The sequence below is a fragment of the Streptosporangium sp. NPDC005286 genome (genome assembly GCF_040607515.1).
Lineage (GTDB): Bacteria > Actinomycetota > Actinomycetes > Streptosporangiales > Streptosporangiaceae > Streptosporangium.
On record NZ_JBEXGU010000086.1, the window covers coordinates 15809 to 37218 of the forward strand.

The 21410-nt window shown below is 69.0% G+C and carries 15 protein-coding genes and 1 tRNA gene; 11 read left to right on the forward strand and 5 right to left on the reverse strand.

The window, feature by feature from the left end; genetic code table 11:
- The first annotated feature begins 100 nt into the window (after nt 1-100).
- The 3 genes from gltB to ABZU75_RS27320 all read left to right on the forward strand — a co-directional run bounded on the left by gltB (nt 101) and on the right by ABZU75_RS27320 (nt 8084).
- Nucleotides 101-4606: a glutamate synthase large subunit gene (gene gltB / locus ABZU75_RS27310; protein WP_355559890.1), complete on the forward strand. Its 4506-nt coding sequence runs from the start codon at nt 101-103 to the stop codon at nt 4604-4606.
- A gap of 88 nt (nt 4607-4694) precedes the next feature.
- Nucleotides 4695-6173: a glutamate synthase subunit beta gene (locus ABZU75_RS27315; protein WP_355559893.1), complete on the forward strand. Its 1479-nt coding sequence runs from the start codon at nt 4695-4697 to the stop codon at nt 6171-6173.
- A 237-nt stretch (nt 6174-6410) separates the two neighbouring features.
- Nucleotides 6411-8084, forward strand: a complete 1674-nt coding sequence (locus ABZU75_RS27320) for a S8 family serine peptidase (protein WP_355559896.1) — start codon at nt 6411-6413, stop codon at nt 8082-8084.
- Between the two features lie 74 nt (nt 8085-8158).
- Here ABZU75_RS27320 and ABZU75_RS27325 read toward each other — a convergent pair whose 3' ends face one another.
- On the reverse strand, nt 8159-10303 hold the full coding sequence (locus ABZU75_RS27325; RefSeq protein WP_355559899.1) for a glycosyltransferase family 39 protein: 2145 nt from the start codon (nt 10301-10303) through the stop codon (nt 8159-8161).
- A 222-nt stretch (nt 10304-10525) separates the two neighbouring features.
- Here ABZU75_RS27325 and ABZU75_RS27330 point away from each other — a divergent pair, with 222 nt between their 5' ends.
- On the forward strand, nt 10526-10945 hold the full coding sequence (locus tag ABZU75_RS27330) for a hypothetical protein (protein WP_355559902.1): 420 nt from the start codon (nt 10526-10528) through the stop codon (nt 10943-10945).
- 259 nt (nt 10946-11204) lie between these two features.
- The gene (gene pyk / locus ABZU75_RS27335) at nt 11205-12635 is read left to right on the forward strand and encodes a pyruvate kinase (RefSeq protein ID WP_355559905.1); all 1431 of its coding nucleotides are present in this window, start codon (nt 11205-11207) and stop codon (nt 12633-12635) included.
- 80 nt (nt 12636-12715) lie between these two features.
- On the opposite strand, the gene ABZU75_RS27340 is transcribed toward pyk, so the two are convergent.
- The 4 genes from ABZU75_RS27340 to ABZU75_RS27355 all read right to left on the reverse strand — a co-directional run bounded on the left by ABZU75_RS27340 (nt 12716) and on the right by ABZU75_RS27355 (nt 15189).
- Complete coding sequence (locus tag ABZU75_RS27340) at nt 12716-13522, reverse strand: maleylpyruvate isomerase family mycothiol-dependent enzyme (RefSeq protein ID WP_355559908.1); 807 nt, start codon at nt 13520-13522, stop codon at nt 12716-12718.
- A 100-nt stretch (nt 13523-13622) separates the two neighbouring features.
- Nucleotides 13623-14213 carry a GNAT family N-acetyltransferase gene (locus ABZU75_RS27345; RefSeq protein ID WP_355559910.1) on the reverse strand — a complete coding sequence of 197 codons (591 nt, stop codon included), beginning with the start codon at nt 14211-14213 and terminating at the stop codon, nt 13623-13625.
- 70 nt (nt 14214-14283) lie between these two features.
- Nucleotides 14284-15051: a helix-turn-helix domain-containing protein gene (locus tag ABZU75_RS27350; protein WP_355559913.1), complete on the reverse strand. Its 768-nt coding sequence runs from the start codon at nt 15049-15051 to the stop codon at nt 14284-14286.
- A 63-nt stretch (nt 15052-15114) separates the two neighbouring features.
- Nucleotides 15115-15189 (reverse strand) — tRNA-Leu (locus ABZU75_RS27355).
- A 139-nt stretch (nt 15190-15328) separates the two neighbouring features.
- On the opposite strand from ABZU75_RS27355, the gene ABZU75_RS27360 reads away from it, so the two are divergent.
- From ABZU75_RS27360 to ABZU75_RS27385, 6 genes are all read left to right on the forward strand, one after another.
- Nucleotides 15329-15922, forward strand: a complete 594-nt coding sequence (locus ABZU75_RS27360; RefSeq protein WP_350966043.1) for a response regulator — start codon at nt 15329-15331, stop codon at nt 15920-15922.
- A 351-nt stretch (nt 15923-16273) separates the two neighbouring features.
- Nucleotides 16274-17431, forward strand: a complete 1158-nt coding sequence (locus tag ABZU75_RS27365) for a branched-chain amino acid ABC transporter substrate-binding protein (protein WP_355559929.1) — start codon at nt 16274-16276, stop codon at nt 17429-17431.
- Between the two features lie 158 nt (nt 17432-17589).
- On the forward strand, nt 17590-18558 hold the full coding sequence (locus tag ABZU75_RS27370; protein WP_355559916.1) for a branched-chain amino acid ABC transporter permease: 969 nt from the start codon (nt 17590-17592) through the stop codon (nt 18556-18558).
- Entirely contained in the window at nt 18555-19724 is a 1170-nt protein-coding gene (locus tag ABZU75_RS27375; RefSeq protein WP_355559919.1) for a branched-chain amino acid ABC transporter permease, read from the forward strand. Before ABZU75_RS27370 ends, ABZU75_RS27375 begins: the two co-directional genes overlap by 4 nt.
- A gap of 65 nt (nt 19725-19789) precedes the next feature.
- Nucleotides 19790-20554: an ABC transporter ATP-binding protein gene (locus ABZU75_RS27380; protein WP_350922899.1), complete on the forward strand. Its 765-nt coding sequence runs from the start codon at nt 19790-19792 to the stop codon at nt 20552-20554.
- The gene (locus tag ABZU75_RS27385; protein ID WP_355559922.1) at nt 20544-21317 is read left to right on the forward strand and encodes an ABC transporter ATP-binding protein; all 774 of its coding nucleotides are present in this window, start codon (nt 20544-20546) and stop codon (nt 21315-21317) included. Before ABZU75_RS27380 ends, ABZU75_RS27385 begins: the two co-directional genes overlap by 11 nt.
- Nucleotides 21318-21410: the final 93 nt, after the last annotated feature.

Genomic DNA, 21410 nt, shown 5'->3' on the forward strand with positions numbered 1-21410 from the left:
GCCGGTATCCGGCAGGGTACGGTAACCTCTACCCACCACGCAGCAGGGCCAACGTCGTCCCTTGCTTGTTCCAAAGAAGCAAGACGACGGGAGGGATTCGATGCCCGCTGCCCACCTCGGCTTTCCCGAGCCCCAGGGCCTGTACCACCCCTCGCACGAGCACGACGCCTGTGGCGTCGCCATGGTCGCGGACGTGGCCGGTCGCCGCAGCCACGACATCGTCGCGAAGGCACTGACCGCCCTGTGCAACCTCGATCACCGAGGAGCCCAGGGAAGCGAGCCGGACACCGGCGACGGCGCCGGGATCCTGACGCAGATCCCCGACACCTTCTTCCGCACGGTGGTGGGCTTCCCCCTGCCCGTGGCCGGCTCCTACGCCGTCGGCACGGCCTTCCTGCCCGCCGACGCGCCGGCCCGCGCCGGGGCGGTGCGGCTGATCGAGGAGATCGCCGAGCAGGAGGGCCTGACGGTCATCGGCTGGCGCGACGTGCCGACCACCCCCGACCTGCCCGGGCCGAGCGCCCGCGCGGTGATGCCGTTCTTCGGCCAGCTGTTCGTGACGTCCCCCAACGGCGAGACCGGCCTGGAGCTGGACCGGCTGGCCTTCTGCCTGCGCAAGCGGGCCGAGCACGAGGCGAACGTCTACTTCCCCTCGCTGAGCTGCCGGACCATCGTCTACAAGGGCATGCTCACCCCGCTGCAGGTCGAGCAGTTCTTCCCCGACCTCAGCGACGAGCGCTACGAGACCGCGATCTCGCTGGTCCACTCGCGTTTCTCCACCAACACCTTCCCCTCATGGCCGCTGGCGCACCCGTACCGCTACATCGCCCACAACGGTGAGATCAACACGGTCAAGGGCAACCGCAACTGGATGCGGGCCCGCGAGGCCATGCTGCGGACCGCGAACCTGCCGGGAGACCTGTCGCGGCTCTTCCCGATCTGCGACCCGGCCGGCTCCGACACCGCCTCCTTCGACGAGACCCTGGAACTCCTGCACCTCGCCGGGCGCCGGCTGCCGCACGCGGTGCTGATGATGATCCCCGAGGCGTGGGAGAACCACACCGAGATGGACCCCGCCCGGCGGGCGTTCTACGAGTTCCACTCCACCCTCATGGAGGCCTGGGACGGCCCGGCCTCGATCACCTTCTCCGACGGCACCCTGGTCGGCGCGGTACTCGACCGCAACGGCCTGCGCCCGGGGCGGTTCTGGGTCACCACCGACGGCCTGGTCGTGCTGGCCTCCGAGGCCGGCGTGCTCGACATCGCCCCCGAGGACGTGGTCCGCAAGGGCCGCCTGCAGCCCGGCAAGATGTTCCTGATCGACACCGAGCTCGGCAAGATCATCGAGGATGACGAGATCAAGGCCGAGTTGGCGGCCGAGCTGCCGTACGCGGACTGGCTGCACGCCGGGCTGGTCCGCTTCGAGGAACTGCCCGCCCGCTCGCACGAGGCCCCGACGCACGAGGCGCTGATCAAGCGGCAGCAGACCTTCGGCTACACCGAGGAGGAGCTGCGGATCATCCTGGCGCCGATGGCCAGGGCGGGCGCCGAGCCGATCGGCTCGATGGGCACCGACACCCCCGTCGCGGTGCTCAGCGAGAAGCCCCGGCTGCTGTTCGACTACTTCAGCCAGCTGTTCGCGCAGGTCACCAACCCGCCGCTGGACGCGATCCGGGAGGAGCTCGTCACCTCCCTGGCCACCACCATCGGCCCCGAGGGCAACCTGCTCGACCCGGGCCCGGCCTCCTGTCGCCAGCTGGTGCTGCCCTACCCGGTGATCGACAACGACGAGCTCGCGAAGATCATCCACATCAACGACGAGGGCGCGCTGCCGGGCTTCCGCCCGCACGTGGTCCGTGGCCTGTACGAGGTCGCGGGCGGTGGCGAGGCACTGCTCGGCCGCATCGAGGAGATCCGCGTCGAGGTCTCCGAGGCGATCGAGAGCGGGGCGCGGATCATCGTCCTCTCCGACCGGGGCTCCTCCGACGTGCTGGCGCCGATCCCGTCGCTGCTGCTCACCGGTGCCGTCCACCACCACCTGATCGCCGAGAAGACCCGCACCAGGGTCGGCCTGGTCATCGAGACCGGCGAGGCGCGCGAGGCGCACCACATGGCGCTGCTCATCGGCTACGGCGCGGGTGCGGTCAACCCGTACCTGGCCATCGAGACCGTCGAGGACATGGTCGACTCCGGTGTGCTGCGGGTCGACAGGCACAAGGCCGTGCGCAACCTCATCAAGGCGTACGGCAAGGGCGTGCTGAAGGTCATGTCCAAGATGGGGGTGTCCACCGTCGCCTCCTACACCGGTGCGCAGATCTTCGAGGCGCTCGGCCTGAGCCAGGAGGTCGTCGACGCCTGCTTCACCGGGACCACCTCCCGGCTGGGCGGTGTCGGCTTCGACGTCCTCGCCGAGGAGGCGGCGCTGCGCCACCTGCGCGCCTACCCCCGGGCCGAGAACGCCCACCGCCGCCTGGAGGTCGGCGGCGAGTACCAGTGGCGCCGCGAGGGCGAGCCGCACCTGTTCAACCCAGAGACCGTCTTCAAGCTGCAGCACGCCACCCGCTCGCGCCGCTACGAGATCTTCAAGGAGTACACCGGCCTGGTGGACTCCCAGGCGGAGCGGCTGATGACGCTGCGGGGCCTGTTCAAGCTGAAGGAGGGGGTCCGCGAGCCGGTACCGATCGACGAGGTCGAGCCGGTCAGCGAGATCGTCAAGCGGTTCTCCACCGGCGCCATGTCGTACGGCTCCATCTCGATGGAGGCGCACGAGACGCTCGCCATCGCGATGAACCGGCTGGGCGGCAAGTCCAACACCGGTGAGGGCGGCGAGGACCCCGAGCGGCTCCACGACCCGGTCCGCCGCTCGGCCATCAAGCAGGTGGCCTCCGGCCGGTTCGGCGTGACGTCGGAGTACCTGGTCAACGCCGACGACCTGCAGATCAAGATGGCCCAGGGCGCCAAGCCCGGCGAGGGCGGCCAGCTGCCCGGCCACAAGGTCTACCCGTGGATCGCCAAGACCCGGCACTCCACCCCGGGCGTCGGTCTCATCTCGCCGCCGCCGCACCACGACATCTACTCCATCGAGGACCTCGCCCAGCTCATCCACGACCTGAAGAACGCCAACCCCGCCGCCCGCGTGCACGTCAAGCTGGTGGCCGAGGTCGGCGTCGGAACGGTCGCGGCGGGCGTGTCCAAGGCCCACGCCGACGTCGTGCTCATCTCCGGCCACGACGGCGGCACCGGTGCCTCCCCGCTGACCTCGCTCAAGCACGCGGGCGCCCCCTGGGAGCTCGGACTGGCCGAGACCCAGCAGACGCTGCTGCTCAACGGCCTGCGCGACCGGATCACCGTCCAGGTCGACGGCCAGCTCAAGACCGGCCGCGACGTGGTCATCGCCGCGCTGCTCGGCGCCGAGGAGTACGGCTTCGCCACGGCACCCCTGGTCGTCTCCGGCTGCGTGATGATGCGCGTCTGCCACCTGGACACCTGCCCGGTCGGCGTCGCCACCCAGAACCCCGAGCTGCGCAAGAGGTTCACCGGCAAGCCCGAGTTCGTGGTCAACTTCTTCGAGTTCGTCGCCGAGGAGATCCGCGAGTATCTCGCCGCGCTGGGCTTCCGCAGCCTGGAGGAGGCCGTCGGCCACGCCGAGCTGCTGGACACCACCTCGGCGGAGAACCACTGGAAGGCCGCGGGTCTTGACCTGGCGCCGATCCTGCACCAGCCCGAGTTGCCCGCCGGCGCCTCGCTCCGCCGCGTGGTGGGGCAGGACCACGGACTGGCGAGGGCGCTGGACAACACGCTGATCCAGCTCGCGGAGGGCGCGCTCAAGGACGGTTCCCGGGTCACCCTCGAACTGCCCATCCGCAACGTCAACCGCACCGTCGGAACCATGCTCGGTCATGAGGTGACCAAGCGGTACGGCGGCGCCGGCCTGCCCGACAACACCATCGACGTGCGCTTCACCGGATCCGCGGGCAACTCCTTCGGCGCCTTCCTGCCCAGGGGCGTCACGCTGCGGCTGACCGGCGACGCCAACGACTACGTCGGCAAGGGCCTGTCCGGCGGCCGGATCTCGGTCCAGCCGCACGAGGCGGCCCCGCTGGAGGGGCACATCATCGCCGGCAACGTCGGCCTGTACGGCGCGACCTCCGGCGAGGCGTTCATCCGCGGCGTCGTGGGGGAGCGGTTCTGCGTCCGCAACTCCGGGGCCACCGCGGTGGTCGAGGGCGTCGGCGACCACGGCTGCGAGTACATGACCGGCGGCAAGGCGGTCATCCTCGGTCCGACCGGCCGCAACTTCGCGGCCGGCATGTCGGGCGGCGTCGCCTACCTGCTCGACCCCGACGTCGAGCGGGTCAACCGCGAGATGGTGGAGATCGAGGAGCTCGACGAGGCCGACTCCGAGACGCTGCGCGAGATCGTCGAGGCGCACCTGGCCGAGACCGGCTCCACGGTGGCCAAGGCGCTGCTGGCCGACTGGGACCCGTCCCGCTTCGGCAAGATCATGCCGACGGACTACAAGCGGGTCCTGCGGGCCGCCGAGTCCGCCCGGCTGGAGGGCCGCGACATCGACGAGGCGGTCATGACCGCCGCGGTCCAGGGGTGAGGCCGATGTCCACGCGCACCCCGGCCGGGAACCCCCGGCGACTCGTCCACACCGCTCAGGCTGTTCAGGGATAAGGGAGGTACGACCGATGGCCGACCCCAAGGGTTTCCTCACTCACGGACGAGAGCTGCCGACGCGCCGCCCGGTGGACGTCCGCATCCGCGACTGGCGGGAGGTCTACGAGGACTTCCCCAAGCCCGCGCTGACCAAGCAGGCGGCGCGATGCATGGACTGCGGCATCCCGTTCTGCCACAACGGCTGCCCGCTGGGCAACCTGATCCCCGAGTGGAACGACCTGGTCTACCGGGACGACTGGCAGGAGGCCATCGAGCGCCTGCACGCCACCAACAACTTCCCGGAGTTCACCGGCCGCCTGTGCCCGGCTCCGTGCGAGGCGGCGTGCGTGCTCGGTATCAACTCCGACCCGGTCGCGATCAAGCGGGTCGAGGTCGAGATCATCGACCGCGCCTTCGACGAGGGCTGGGTCACCCCCCAGCTCCCCGCCTCGAAGACCGGTAAGCGGGTCGCGGTCGTCGGCTCGGGCCCCGCGGGCCTGGCCGCCGCGCAGCAGCTCACCCGCGCCGGGCACGACGTGGTGGTGTTCGAGCGCGCCGACCGGATCGGCGGCCTGCTCCGCTACGGCATTCCCGAGTTCAAGATGGAGAAGCGGCACATCGACCGCCGGCTCGCCCAGATGCGGGCCGAGGGCACCGAGTTCCGTACCGGCGTCAACGTCGGAGTCGACATCACGGCGGCCCGGCTGCGTGCGGAGTTCGACGCGATCGTGCTGGCCGGCGGCGCGACCCAGTGGCGGGACCTGCCCGTCGCCGGGCGCGACCTGAAGGGCATCTACCAGGCGATGGAGTTCCTGCCGCCCTCCAACAAGGTCCAGGAGGGTGACTTCCCGGTCTCGCCGATCAGCGCCGAGGGCAAGCACGTCGTCGTGATCGGCGGCGGCGACACCGGCGCCGACTGCATCGGCACCGCGATCCGGCAGGGAGCCGCCTCGGTCACCCAGCTGGAGATCATGCCCCAGCCTCCGGCGGAGCGCCCCGGCAGCCAGCCGTGGCCCACCTTCCCCATCCTGTTCAAGATGGAGAGCGCCCACGAGGAACTGGCCGACGGCGGTGGCGACCGGGTCTACGCGGTCTCCACCACCGAGTTCGTCGGCGACGCCGACGGCAACGTCAGGGCGCTGCGCCTGGTCGAGGTGGAGGGTCCCGGCAGCGGGTTCAAGCCGGTGCCCGGCTCAGCGCGGGAGATCCCCGCCGAGCTGGTCACCCTGTCGATGGGCTTCGTGGGACCGGAGAAGAAGGGCCTGCTCACCGAGCTCGCCGAGGTCGCCGAGGGCGAGTTCTTCGACGCCAGGGGCAACGTCGCCAGGGACAGGGGTTACATGTCCTCGGTCGACGGCGTCTTCGTCGCCGGGGACATGGGCCGCGGCCAGTCCCTGATCGTGTGGGCGATCGCCGAGGGCCGCTCGGCCGCCTCGGCCGCGGACCGCTACCTCACCGGCCAGACGGCCCTGCCGGTGGCGATCCCGCCGACCGCGAGGCCACTGGTCTGAGCACAGCCGGTCTGAACACTGAGTAGGTTGTATTTGGTCCGTGTATGTCACGGCCGGTATGAGCACGTCACAGCGTTCCCGGGTGCGGCGCCGCCCGCCGCACCCGGGAACGCCGTGTGCACCGGCTGTTTCACTGACCCCTTCACGGAAAAATGCGTAGAGCGGATGTTGAGTTCGCTTTGTCGCGCGTACCGCTGAAGGATAAATTTTCGTGATCAGGCCAGGTGCGGAGGATCGATGAGACGCGGGATCAGAAGCCTGACGGGCGCGGGAACGGTTCTCGCCCTGGCGGCCACTCTCACGGCGGGAGCCCTGGACGGCGGGGTCACCACGGTCGCGAGCCAGGCCCGCGAATACCTGGTCTTCTACGCCGACGGCGCCCACGACCGCGCGATCGACGCGATCGACGCGAGCGGCGGCACCGCGCTGTCCACGGAGAAGAGGCTCGGCTACGTCGTCGCCAGCGGCCCAGGCTCCCGGTTCGTGGAGAAACTCGCCGGCAGCGACGCCGTCGTGGGTGTCTCCTCCGACCGCAGGATCGGCTCCGCCACCGCGATCCCCGGGACAGGAGCCCCCGCGGCCCTCGGGCAGAAGAGCGGTACTCCAGGCATCCGGGAGACCGGAATCGGCGCACCGGAGCCGCTGGCCGAACGCCAGTGGGACATGAAGATGATCGGCGCCACCGCGGACGGCTCCCACGCCACCGCCCCCGGCAGCAAGAAGGTGCTGGTCGGCGTCATCGACACCGGCATCGACGGCAGGCACCCCGACATCGCCCCCAACTTCAGCTACGCCCTGAGCCGCAACTTCGTGACCGACCGGCCCAAGGACCCCAACGGCAAGCTCCTCGACGGGCCCTGCGAGTTCAAGGACTGCAAGGACCCGGTCGACTGGGACGACGACGGCCACGGCACCCACGTGGCCAGCACCATCGCCTCGCCGGTCAACGGCCGGGGCGTCGCCGGAGTCGCCCCCGGGGTCACCCTGGTGAACCTGCGCGCCGGCCAGGACTCCGGCATGTTCTTCCTCAAGCCCAGCATCGAGGCGCTCACCTACGCCGCGGACGCCGGGATCGACGTGGTCAACATGAGCTTCTACGTCGACCCGTGGCTGTTCAACTGCAAGGCCAACCCCGCCGACTCCAAGGCCGAGCAACTGGAGCAGCGCGGCATCATCACCGGCATGCAGCGCGCCCTCGACTACGCCCGCAAGCGGGGCGTCACCCTCATCAGCGCCATCGGCAACGGCTCCACCGACCTCGGCAGGCCCAAGACCGACAAGACCAGCCCCGACTATCCCAAGGAGTCCGAGCGCACCCGCAAGATCGACAACTCCTGCCTCAACATCCCGGCCGAGTCCGAGGGCGTCATCTCGGTCTCTGCGGTCGGCCCGACCGGGCGCAAGGCCTACTACTCCGACTACGGCATCGAGCAGACCGACCTGTCGGCACCCGGCGGTGACGAGTTCGACGGCGGCCCCTCCTACGACACCACCAGGGGCATCCTGGCCGCCGCCCCGGAGAACGCGCTGCGGGCCAAGGGACGGATCAGCGCCGACGGCACGCCGAAGGACACGTCGATCATTCGGGAGTGCCGCGACAACGTCTGCGCCTACTACCAGTACCTGGTCGGCACCTCCATGGCCGCCCCGCACGCCACCGGCGTGGCCGCCATCCTGATCAGCCGCTTCGGCAAGCCGGACAAGAGCGGCCTCACCATGCCCCCCGGCGACGTCCAGCGCCTGCTGTACGCCACCGCCACGAGCAAGGCCTGCCCCTCGCCCCGCAAGTACGTCTACAAGATCGACCTCTTGGCGGAAGAGGTTCACAAGTGCGAGGGTTCGAAGGCGCGCAACGGCTTCTACGGCCACGGCATCGTCAACGCCGCCAAGGCGGCCTCCGTCACCCCCTGAGGGCTTCACCAGGGCCCCGGTCCGTCCCTCGTGTCACCCACTGAGGCTCCGGCCTGGAGGGACGCACCTGGCCGTCAGGTGCCGCACCGATAGAGATCGGTGACGTCCTCCAGGTCGACCCGGGCGCAGCTCTCCTGGATCCAGGAGAGCCGGGGGTCGGCGTCGGACCCCTGGCCGGTGAAGCCGGAAAGCTGGACGAACCGCAGGTCGCCCGCCGCCACCAGGCTCCGCAGTTCCGCCAGGTTCACCGCCTGGTCCGTGGCGTTGTAGCCGCCCATCGCGACCACGTCCTCGCCCGTCGCGATGATGTAGGGCGCGGCGCCGGTCGCGGAGAGCGTGGCGAGCAGGATCCGGGCACCGTCCCGGTTGGCCCTGACGTGGTCCAGCACGCGTTGCCGGTCGGCGGTCAGGGTTCCGGTGGAGACCCCCCAATCTGACAGCCCACCCCCCGTACCCCGGCGCCCGCCCCCGCCCGGCGCGAACGATCCTCCGCCGTCCCTCCCGTCCGAGCCCGTACCGTCCTGCCGGGTCCCGTCGGGGCCGGTGCCGCCGGGACCCGCGCCGCCCCGTCCCGACAGGTCGCGGCTCGCGCCGGGGCCACCCCTGCCGGGCCCCGTACCGCCACCGCCGGAACCCGTCTCCGGTCCGGCGGTCGGGTTCACCCCGCCCATGCCACCGGGACCGTCGAGGGGTTCGGCCGCCGACCACGCGGCGGGGGCGGCGAGCAGGGCGACCGCCGCCAGTACCGCCGCGACCGTCGCGGTCCGCATCGCCCGGCGGCGGAACGCGCGCAGCAGGACCCGGCCCGCCAGCAGCCCCGCCACCCCCAGCGCCCCGGCCGCCGCCACCGCCGGGGACAGCCACGCCGCCCAGTCGGGTGTCCGCCGCACCAGAACGACGGACCACAGGGCCGTCGACCCCACCGCCACCGGCAGCAGCGCCCACGCCGCGCCCACCGGCCGCAGGTACAGCCGCCACATGGTCACCGCCCCCGCGCCGCTCAGCGCCGCCACCGCCGGCCCCAGCTGCGTCGTGTAGTACGGGTGGAAGATGCCCTCGGCGAAGCTGAAGACGGCCCAGCACAGCACCAGCCAGCCGCCCCACAGGACCCACCCCGCCCGAGTCGCCCCGATGGCCGCCGCGCCGGGCCGCCCCTGCTCGCCCGGACCGGTCAGTCGTCCTCTCGTGACGTCCATGACGATCGCCGCGACCAGGGCCACCGCGCAGAACGGCAGCAGCCAGCTGATCTGCCCGGCCACCTGGTCGTTGAAGAGCCGGTCCCAGCCGGGATCCCCGCCCATGCTCGGCCCCGCGTTGCCCAGCCCCGTCCCGGCACCGTCGCGCGTCCCCAGCACCCGGCCCAGGCCGTTGTAGCCGACCACCAGGTCCCAGGCGCTGCCGTCCCTGCTGCCCCCGACGTACGGCTTGGCGCCCGGCCACAGGTCCACCGCGGCCACCCACGCCGTCGACGTCATCAGCATGACCGCACCCGCGGCGACCAGATGCCGCAGCCTTCTCGGTGAAGGCTCCGCGACCAGGTAGGCGCCGAGCAGCGCGGGGGCCACCACCCACGCCTGCAGCATCTTCGTGGTGAACGCCAGGCCCACCAGCGCGCCCGCCGAAAGGAGCCACGCCAGAGGCCGCCCCCGGCCACCTCGCGCACCGGAGGGCCCGACGGCCATGGCCTCCGCCGTCGGCCCGGCCACCGGCCCTGCCATGCCGGTGTGACCCGCGCCCGCGGTGACGGCCCGGGTCACCGCGTAGGCGGCGCAGACCAGCAGCAGCACCAGCAGCGTGTCCGGGTTGTCGTTGCGGTTCACCGCCACCGTGATCGGCGTCAGGGCCAGCACCAGGGCAGAGATCGACGCCGCGGCGGGACCGGCCCAGCGCAGTACGGCCCTGTGCAGCACGGCGACGGCCAGCACCCCCTCCACCACCTGCGGCATGATCAGCGCCCAGCCGTGGTAGCCGAAGACCCGCACCGACAGCGCCTGCACCCACAGCGCTCCCGGGGGCTTGTCCACGGTGGAGACGCCCAGCGGGTCGAACGCGCCGAAGAAGAAGTTCGACCAGCTCCGGCTCATCGAACGGGCGGCGGCCGCGTAGTAGGAGTTGCCGTACCCGATCGAGTCGAGTGCCCAGCCGTACAGCACACCGCCGAGCACACATGCCGCGACCAGCGCCCACCTCGACCACCGCGGTTCTCTGCGCACATCCATGGCCACACCCTGCGGAGACCAGCTCAATGCCCGCTTGGCGTCCGATGAGGATCCGATGAGAACGCCGGCCGCAGGGGCGGGCTCCGGAGGGGCTCCCCGGCGGAAACTGTGCCCCGTTATGTTCGTTTTGTCACGTTCAAAAGAGGATCAACAGGCGGGTGGAGCGGTCAGGCCGGGGAAGGAGAACGGTTCTCCGGCTCCATCTCGTCACTGTGAGGATCCATGAGACTTCTAGCGCGCCCACACCAGCTTCCACCCCGAACCGCCGCCGGTGTGTTCATCCTGAACTCGGGGCTGAGCAAGTGGTCCGCCGACGAGGAGACCGCCGCGGGGGTCCACGGGATGGCGGTGGGGACCTATCCGTTCCTCAAGAACATCAAAGCGACGCGGTTCGTGAAACTGCTCTCCACCGCGGAGATCGCCCTGGGCACGGCACTGCTGGTCCCCGTGGTGCCCTCGCTGCTGGCGGGCGCCGGGCTGACCGCCTTCGCCGGAGGGCTGCTCGGGCTCTACCTCAAGACGCCGGGCATGCGGGAGGAAGACAGCCTGCGCCCCACCCAGCAGGGCATCGTCCTCGCCAAGGACGTCTGGCTGCTGGGCATCGGCGCCGGACTGGTCGTGGAGGAACTCGTCTACGAGTGACCCGCGCCTCCGTCCCGTCCGGTCCGTCCCGCCCGGGGAGCAGGACCGAACCGAGGGGTCTCCGACACCCGCGCTGTGGAACCTGAGGTCGCCAGGGGAGCGGCCCGTGTACCTGATGAGAAAGATCACGGTGCGGGTGACGTGCGGGGCGATTCGCAACCTTCCGTTCACCCAGGGTAGCGTTTGTGTCACCGAATTTTTCATCGCCGCCATGACCAACGTCACGACCAAGTGGTCTGTACCAATTAGGGTGGGATCCGTGACTCGTCGCGCGAAAATCGTCTGCACTCTCGGCCCAGCCACCTCCTCTCCCGAACGTCTCCGCGAGCTGATCGCGGCCGGGATGGACGTGGCCCGTTTCAACCTCAGCCATGGCAGCCACGAGCTGCACAAGGAGGTTTACGACAGGGTGAGGGAGGCTGCCGCCGAGCTCGGACGTGGCGTAGGTCTGCTGGCCGACCTCCAGGGCCCCAAGATCCGGGTCGGCAAGTTCGAAGAGGGCCCCGTCCGCCTCGGCTTCGGTGATGTCTTCACGATCACCACCGAGGAGGTCCCCGGCGACCGTGAGCAGGTCTCCACCTCCTACCAGGGGCTCCCCAAGGACGTCCATCCCGGAGACAGCATCCTGGTCGACGACGGCCGGGTCCGCCTGGAGGTGACCCGGGTCGAGGGCCAGCGCGTCACCACCCGCGTGATCATCGGCGGCATGATCTCCGACAACAAGGGCCTCAACCTGCCGGGCGTCAACGTCAGCGCCCCCGTCCTCACCGACAAGGACGAGACCGACCTGCGCTGGGCCCTGCGCACCGGCTTCGACCTGGTCGCGCTCTCCTTCGTCAGGCGCCCCTCCGACGCCGACGTGGTGCGCAACATCATGGAGCAGGAGGGCATCCGCCTCCCGCTGCTCGCCAAGATCGAGAAGCCGCAGGCGGTGGAACGGCTCCCCGAGATCATCGAGGCCTTCGACGGCATCATGGTCGCCCGCGGCGACCTCGGCGTCGAACTGCCCCTCGAAGAGGTGCCCATCGTGCAGAAGCGGGCCATCGAGCTCTGCCGCGAGAAGGCCCGCCCGGTCATCGTCGCCACCCAGATGCTCGACTCGATGATCACCGCACCGCGCCCCACCCGGGCGGAGGCCTCCGACGTCGCCTACGCCGTCATGGACGGCGCCGACGCGGTCATGCTCTCCGGGGAGACCTCGGTCGGCAACTACCCCATCGAGGTCGTCGAGACCATGAGCCGCATCGCCACGACCGCGGAGAAGAGCTCACTCCAGGCCACCCACAGCCTCGACCGGCTGCCGGAGACCACCGGCGGCGCCATCGCCCGCGCCGCCGCCGAGGTCGGCGCCATCGTCGGAGCCAAGGCACTGGTGGCGTTCACCATGTCCGGTGAGACCGCCCGCCGCCTGGCCCGCTACCGCTCACCGATCCCGCTGCTGGCCTTCACCTCCGCCAGCCACGTCCGCAACCAGCTCGCGCTGACCTGGGGCGTGGAGACCTTCGAAGTGCCGTTCGTCCACCACACCGACGATATGGTCCGCCAGGTGGAGGCCTCGCTGCTGGCCCACTCCCGCCTGGAGAAGGGCGACAAGGTGGTCATCGTCGCCGGCTCCCCTCCCGGCACCGCGGGCTCCACCAACGCCCTGCGCGTGCACACCATCGGGGCGGCGGTCTCCAACCCCTCCTGATCGACACACCGGCGTACGGCCACCGCTCCGGCGGTGGCCGTACCCGTCTTCACCGGTCCTCCTCCGACGACCGGCGAACGTCAGATCCCCGGGAACACCCGGCGCAGGTCGTCCAGGGTGACGCCGTCACCGGTGACGGTCACCGACGGCGGGGTGTGCTCGGGAGCCAGCCTGCCGCCGAGCAGACGCACCCACGCCTCCGCCGGGAGCGACAGGGTGTCGGCAGGCTCGGGGACCTCGCTGAAGCCGACGGTCTCACCGAGAGTGAGGCCCAGCACCCGCTCGGGGTCACTCGTCTCGACCCGGAGGGTCGTGGCAAGGCGCGGATCGAGGGCGTCGGGCCTGCCCATGAAGCCGATCATGAAATCAAGCGGCCCGGAGTACAGATCGGTCAGCACCCCGCTCGTGTCCGGCGCCACGGTGGCCGCCGGGTCGAAGGCGACCATGATGTCCCAGGAGTGCAGGGCGGCCTCGTTCAGCCGCATCCCGGCCACCAGAGCGACATCGCCGGGCGTGGGCAGGAAACTCAGCTTGACCCGGAGCCGTTCGCGGGCGTCCGCGTCGAAACCCTCGAAGGTGGAGACGATCTCCGCGTCCACGACGAGGAAGTCCTTGGCCTGCCCCGCAGGGTCCTTCGCGTTCCAGCGATCCCAGACCTCGTGGTTGAAATCCCGGCCCGGGGCGTCCTGACCGCCCAGCGCCGCCCGCAACGCCGCCAGACCGATCTCGGCGCCGCTACCGAGGTGGCTGAGCACCTGGGCGACGGTCCACTCCGAACAGGCCGAAGGCCGGGGCAGGTCGGCGGCGTCCAGGCCGCGGACGAAGGCCGCCAGCCCGTCATGGGTGGCGCGCAGGGCCGCGATGGTCCTGTCAGCGAGTGTGCTCATGATTCTCCTACCGAGATGGGTGGTCGCCCCGGACCTGCACCGATTCCTACCCGCCGTCGCCCGGGTCACCATCATCCCGCCCCGCACCCGGCGCTCACGGTCAGGCCCCCTCGTACTCCCACGTCCGCAGCGCTATCGGCCGGCCCTTCTCCTCGGCGGGAACCGGTGGCGCGTCCGTCAGGCGGTATCCCGCCGCGCGGGCCACCGCCACGCTCGCCGCGTTACCCGCCTCGATCTCCAGCAACAGCCGCGACACCCCGACCGTGTCACGGGCGAACCCCGTCATCACCCGCACCGCCCCCCGCGCCAGCCCCCGCCCCCGGAAGGCGGCCCCCACGCTGTAACCGATCTCCGCGACATCCAGGCCAAGACCGCTCAACATCAGCAACACCTCACCCATGGGCTCACCCCCGTCCACGGTGATCGCCAACTGCAGCCGCTCCCCGGCCGCCCGCCGCTGCCGGGCACGTTCCAGATAGGCCCGCGCCGCCTGCGGGCCGAACGGCGAGACCAGCGGCGTCCAGTACGCCACCTCGGGGTCGTCGAACAGCTTCACCATCGCCTCCAGGTCGCCGTTCTCCCACTCCCGCAGCACCACCCCGTGCCCGCGGAGCCGCACCCCCTCCGGAAGACGCACCCGCCCGGCACCGGGACCGCTCGGCTCCGCCTGGCCGTTCTCCACGATTCCCACGCATCCCCCTCCGTCACGCCGTCTTCCGAGCAACCTACTCGCCCACCGGGCCGCCCCCCACCGGACCACCTCAGTACTTCGGCCCCACGAACTCGTCCAACCGCTCAACGGCCGCTCGCCTGGCCACGGAGATGGTGTTGGGCTTGGAATAACGCCATGCCACGCCCAGCATGTCGAGCGCTTCGCCGCAGAGATCGAGGATGTCCCGGGACTCGTTCACGAAGAGGTAGCGCGGATACTCGTACCAGTGGGTCTCGCCGGGTAACTGCCGTCGAACGCGGTTGATGATGCGACAACCATCGGAGTGCATCAGCCCTCGAACGAGATGGCCCGGATTCGCTGCGACGATCTGACGTTGCCAGGCTTCCAGTTCGATCAGGCGAGTGTGCTTCTTCCCTGGCCCATGTTGTGGGAACAAGTGCGGCCAATGTTTGGAGAAGGAATTGATTTCGGTGCAGCCCTGTCTGGGCAGCATGCGGACCTTGTTGTCCGGCCTGATGGATATAAGTGCCTTAATGCACTCTTCCTGTAGTCCTGGCCATGTATCGGCGCACATGATGCGCAATGACCACACTTGCTTGGAAGGGTCGCCGATGGTGCTGATGTAGCCGTCTCCAAGGTAGAGGCCGAGAAGGTAGGCGTACTTGTCTGGTGGAGCGGGAAGTTCTGGAATCTCCAGGCAGCGAGGGCAGGAAGCCCGTCGGACTAGGTGGTCCGGACGTTCCCGCCATGCCCTGACGGTCGACCGTGAAATGCCGGTGCGGCGGCTGACCGCGCTGATCGTCTCGCCCGAGTCGAGGAGATTGCGAACTCTTTCACGGATAGTTACGTCGTACATACGGAAAGTGTTTCAGTCGGGTACGACAAAACCGCCCGGCCGTGCGGCCGGGCGGTTGAAGCGTGCCCCGGGTGGGACTCGAACCCACACTGTACGGGTTTTGAATCCGCTCCCTCATGCCAATTGGGGTACCGGGGCAGGAATCCGGACACGTCCGAATTTATCCAAAACGCTTGTCGTGCAGCCTAACCGATGACGATCGCTTGACCGGCATCGGCGTAGTCCTAATCTAGCGGACGTCGGTACTCTCTTGCTCGTGAGTACGCAGCGGCGAGTGGTGATCGCGGAAGATGAAGCACTGATCCGTCTCGACCTCAAGGAGATGTTAGAGGAAGAAGGATACGAGGTCGTCGCGGAGGCCGGGGACGGGGAGTCGGCGGTCAAGCTGGCGATGGAGCAGCGGCCCGATCTGGTGATCCTGGATGTGAAGATGCCCGTCCTGGACGGGATCTCGGCGGCCGAGCAGATCGTGTCGCAGCGGGTCGCGCCGTGCCTCATTCTCACGGCCTTCTCACAGCGTGACCTGGTGGAGCGGGCGAGGGACGCCGGTGCGATGGCGTACCTGGTGAAGCCGTTCACGAAGTCGGATCTGGTGCCGGCGATCGAGATGGCGGTCAGCAGGCATCAGGAGATCGCCGCGCTGGAGCGGGAGGTCGGGACGCTCTCCGAGCGGTTGGAGACGCGCAAGCTGGTGGAGCGGGCGAAGGGTCTGCTGATGGAGCGGCACGGGTGGAGTGAGCCGCAGTCGTTCCGGTGGATTCAGAAGGCGTCGATGGATCGCAGGCTGAGCATGCGGCAGGTTGCGCAGATCGTGGTCGCGGACGCGGATCGGGGCGGGGGCGGCTCCGAGATGGGGGCGGAGGAGCCCTGAATCGGACTCTACGGCTCTTTTCGCAGGCCCGCGCCTGTCGGGGGTGTGGCTCGAGGAGGAGGCGATGTGGGCTTCCTGGGGGCCGGTGTGATGGCCGTGGAGGTGGCGAGGTCGCCGGTGACCATGGCTTTTGCGGCTGATAGCCGAAAAGGATCGGTGTTATAAAGAAACGGTAACGGCGGGCCGTCCTGTATCGACCCGTGACATCGGCTGGCTGTACTAACCGACACAACCCCTGGCCACCCGCCAGGGAAGGGCATCTGTGAACCCGGTCCTGACGAGGGAACGGGCGAAAGGAAGGCAACCTTGCGGCCTAAGACTGCACGCCTCGGTGGAGTGCTTGCCGCCGGTGTGGCGCTCACCCTCGGTCTCGCTGCCTGCGGTGACGGTGGTACGGAAGCCACGCCGGCTGAGGGTGGCTCCAGTGCTGCCGCCCCCGGTACCATCAAGCTTGGCTTCATGGGAGACCTGACCGGCGCCAATGCCGGCATCGTCATTCCCCCCCGGAACGGTGCGAAGCTCGTCATCGACGAGTACAACAAGACCAACCCGGCTGTGAAGATCGAGCTGGTCGAATACGACAGCCAGGCGGACCCGTCGAAGGCGGTCGCCCTGGCCCAGCAGGCGATCAAGACCGACAAGATCGTTGGCCTGATCGGTCCCGCGTTCTCCGGTGAGTCCGCCCAGGTGGCGCCGGTGCTGGAGGAGGCGAAGCTGCCGAGCGTCTCGGCGTCCGCCACCAACGCCGCGCTGTCGGCGAATGGTTGGAAGTACTGGCACCGGGTGCTGCCGAGTGACAACGTTCAGGGCCCCGGTATCGGTGACTTCATCGCGACGGGTCTCGCCGCGAAGAACGTTTTCGTCATCGACGACAAGTCCGAGTACGGCAAGCCGCTTGCCGACGCGGTCAAGGGCGCGCTTGAGGCCAAGAGCGTGAAGCTGACGACCGACTCGCTTGACCCGACCGAGAGTGACTTCTCCTCGGTGGTGAACAAGGTCGCGGCCGCCAAGCCTGACGCGATCTTCTTTGGTGGTTACTACGCCGCGGGCGGCAACCTGCTCAAGCAGCTCCGCGACAAGGGTGTCAAGGACGCGAAGTTCCTGTCCGGTGACGGTTCGCTGGACAAGGGTCTGATCGACGGCGCCGGTGCCCCGAACGCCGAGGGTGCGCTGGTCGGCTGCCCGTGCTACATCGCGACCCCGGATGTGACCGACGCCAAGGTGAAGGCGTTCGCCGACGCCTACAAGGCCGCCTACAGCGCCGACCCGGCGATCTACGCGGCCGAGGGTTACGACGCCGCGACGGTCTTCGTCGAGGCGATCAAGGCGGGCAACACCACGGCCGAGAAGATCAACGAGTTCATCGCCACGGTGGACTTCGCGGGTGTCTCCAAGCAGGTCAAGTTCGAGGCCAACGGTGAGGTCTCGGCGAAGGACATCTACATCTACCAGGTCAAGGACGGTGTCATCGGCCTGCTGGGCAAGGCCAACGAGGCCAAGCTGGGTTAGTCCGGCGCTGAAGGAGATTAGGTAGTCGGCGCGCGGGGAGCGGGAACGCGCAGTGCGTTCCCGCTTCTCGCGTACTTCCAGAGAGTCCACGAGGTTCTGCTGGAGGCGGAGTGCTACCCGGAAGTGCAGGCGACCCCCGCTAGAAGTGGTAAACCCTAGTGCTCAATGACTTCATCAATCAGTTCTGGCCGGCGACGATCGACGGCCTGGCCTTCGGCTCGATCTACGCCCTGATCGCGCTCGGCTACACCATGGTGTACGGCGTGCTGCGGCTGATCAACTTTGCGCATTCAGAAGTTTTCATGATCGGTACGTTCGGCGCGATGCTGGTGCCGTTCGTGCTCGGCATCAACTCGGCGCTGACCGGCATCGCGTTGGTCGGTGTCGTGGTGGCGATGATCCTGGCCGGCATGCTCGCCTCGGCGGGTACCGCGATCACGCTGGAGCGGATCGCCTACCGGCCGCTGCGCAAGCGCGGCGCGTCCCGGCTGGCGGCGCTGATCTCGGCCATCGGCGCCTCGATCTTCCTCCAGGAGTTGTTCGCGCTCCTGGTGATCCCGGAGGTCTTCAACCGTCCGGAGCAGGGTCGTATCCAGATGGCTCTGCCCCGGCTGATGGAGCGGAGCGAACTTTTCTCGATCTTCGGGCACCCCGTCCGGATCGACCAGATATTCGTCATCCTCGCGGCGATCGGCATGATGATCGCGCTGGACGCCCTGGTGAACCGCTCGAAGATCGGCCGGGGTATTCGCGCTACCGCGCAGAACCCCGAGGCGGCCGTGCTGATGGGCGTCGACATCAACAGGATCGTCCGGATGACCTTCCTCATCGGCGGCGGCATGGCCGGTGTGGCGGGTGCGCTCTATCTGATCTCGTACGAGAACACGCACTACTTTGTCGGATTCCTCTTCGGTATCAAGGCGTTCACCGCGGCGGTCCTGGGTGGCATCGGCAACCTGCGCGGCGCCCTGGTGGGTGGAATCACGCTCGGGCTGGTGGAGAACTACGGAGCCATCTTCTTCGGCTCCGACTGGAAGCACGTGATCTCCTTCACCATCCTCGTCTTGGTCCTGATGTTCCGCCCCACCGGAATCCTCGGTGAATCACTCCAGCAGGCGCGCGCATGAACCAGAAGAATTCCCTGGCAGGTATCCGCGATGGCCTCGGCCGCTTCGGCGACGCCATGCACGATCGCTGGCTGAGCACTCCCGGCTGGCAGCGCTGGACGCTGTACGTGCTCCTGATCGTCGGGGCGCTGCTGCTGCCGTCGGAGAGTCTCGCCCCCTTCATGTCGCCCTACACCGACTGGGCGAGCATCCTGTTCTTCCCGATCGGGACGTATGTGGTCCTGGCGATCGGCCTGAACGTGGTGGTCGGTCAGGCGGGTCTGCTCGACCTGGGTTTCGTCGCGTTCTACGCCGTGGGCGGTTACGCGATGGCGCTGATCGGTACCCGGCTGGGCTGGAACTTCTGGCTCATCCTGCTGGTCGGCATCGGGATCTGTGCCCTGTCGGGCCTCACCCTGGGCGCTCCGACGCTGCGGTTGCGCGGTGACTATCTGGCGATCGTCACGCTGGGCTTCGGTGAGATCATTCGTATCACCGCCCGCAACACCGACGAGATCGGTGGCCCGAACGGCATCCGCGGCATTCCGCACCCGCCGAGCATCGAGGACTTCCAGCTCTTCGGGATCAACTTCTCCGAGGTGTTCGGAGTGGATCCGCTCAAGTACGGCGTGCTGGACCCGCGTCCCTACTACTACCTGCTGGTCGCGCTGGCCGTCATTGTGATCATCCTGGTCAAGCGCTGGGAGAAGAGCCGGGTCGGGCGTGCCTGGGCGGCGATCCGGGAGGACGAGGACGCGGCCGAGGTCATGGGCGTGCCGACGTTCCGCTTCAAGATGCTCGCCTTCGCGATCGGTGCCTCCATCGGTGGCGCGATGGGCGTGCTGTGGGCGGCGAAGGCCATCTCGATCAACCCGAACGACTTCCAGTTCCTGCTGTCGGCGACGATCCTGGCCGCGGTGGTCATGGGTGGTTCGGGCAACCTGCCGGGTGTCATGCTGGGCGCCTTCCTGGTGGCCTGGCTGCCCGAGCGGTTCCGCGGCCTGCAGGAGTACCGCATGCTGATCTTCGGCGCGGTGCTGGTGGCGTTGATGATCTTCCGTCCGGAGGGTCTGCTGCCGTCGCGTCAACGCAGGGCGGAGTTGCAGGAGGGAACAGGCGGGATGGGTACGCTCGGGGCCGAGGTTCCCGGGCCCGATTCGCAGGTTGAGGAGGTGGCTTCCAAGTGAGCGCCGAGGTGAATCCGGCCACTGTGACCTCGGAGGTGGCACAGCCGGAGCGGAGCGGCCGCACCATGTTGGAGCTGCGGAACCTCGTGATGCGGTTCGGCGGTGTCACGGCGCTGCGCGAGGTCGACCTGACCATCAAGGAGGGGGAGATCTTCGCGCTCATCGGCCCGAACGGTGCCGGCAAGACCACGGTCTTCAACGTGGTGACCGGGGTCTACCAGCCGACCGAGGGCGAGGTCCGGTTCCTGGACGAGAAGATCAGCGGCGTCAAGCGCTTCAAGATCACAAAGCGGGGTATCGCCCGCACGTTCCAGAACATCCGCCTGTTCCACAACATGACGGCCATCGAGAACGTCATGGTGGGCGCGGACGCGCATCACAAGTCGGGCATGGTCAGCGTGGCGCTGGGGCTTCCCTGGCACCGCCGGGCCGAGCGCGACGGGCGTGCGCTGGCGATGGAGCTGCTCGACTTCGTCGGCATCTCGCACCGTGCGCAGGACCACGCCAAGAACCTGCCCTACGGTGACCAGCGCCGTCTGGAGATCGCCCGCGCCCTGGCGACCAACCCGAAGCTGCTGCTGCTGGACGAGCCCGCCGCCGGTATGAACCCGGCGGAGAAGGTGGCGCTGCAGCAGCTGATCCGGGACATCCGGGACGCCGGGCGGACGATTCTGATCATCGAGCACGACATGAGCCTCATCATGGGCATCAGTGACCGCATCGCGGTGCTGGACTTCGGCCAGAAGATCGCCGATGGCCTGCCGGACGAGGTGCGGACCGACCCCCGGGTCGTCGAGGCGTATTTGGGAGCTCCCGCCGATGCTTCTTGAGGTCAAGGACATCCATGTCCACTACGGCAAGATCGAGGCGCTCAAGGGCATCTCGGTCGAGGTGAACGAGGGCGAGATCGTCACGCTCATCGGGGCGAACGGGGCGGGTAAGACCACCACCCTGAAGACGATCTCGGGCCTGCGCCCGCTGTCGTCGGGGAGCGTCGTCTTCAACGGCGAAGACATCAGCAAGATGCCCGGCCACAAGCGGGTCATCGCAGGCCTGGGGCAGGCGCCCGAGGGCCGGGGCGTGTTCCCGGGCATGACGGTGCAGGACAACCTGCTCATGGGCGCCTACACCCGCTCGGGTGATTTCAGCGCAGACCTGGACGAGGTCTACGAGCTGTTCCCCCGCCTGAAGGAGCGCAGGACCCAGATGGGCGGCACGATGTCCGGAGGTGAGCAGCAGATGCTCGCCATCGGCCGCGCGCTGATGGCCAAGCCCAAGCTGCTCCTGCTCGACGAGCCGTCGATGGGTCTGGCGCCGCTGATCGTGCAGCAGATCTTCTCGATCATCGAGGAGATCAACCGCCGGGGCACCACGGTGCTGCTGGTGGAGCAGAACGCCCAGCAGGCGCTGAAGCTGGCCCACCGCGCCTACGTCCTGGAGACCGGGCAGGTGGTCAAGAGCGCGCCCGCGGAGGAGCTGCTCAACGACCCGGCCGTGCAGGCCGCCTATCTGGGCGGTGGAGCGGCGCACGACCTGGTCGAGGAGGCGGCGGGTGCTCCCGGCTCCGCCTCCGCTCCGGAGGAGCCGGCCTGATCCGTGCCTTCCACGGCAGGGGGCGGGCCCGCCCGGGGGGGCGGCGGGGCCGCCCCAGTGGGGGCGGGGGGGGGCCGGGGGGCCCGCCCGGCC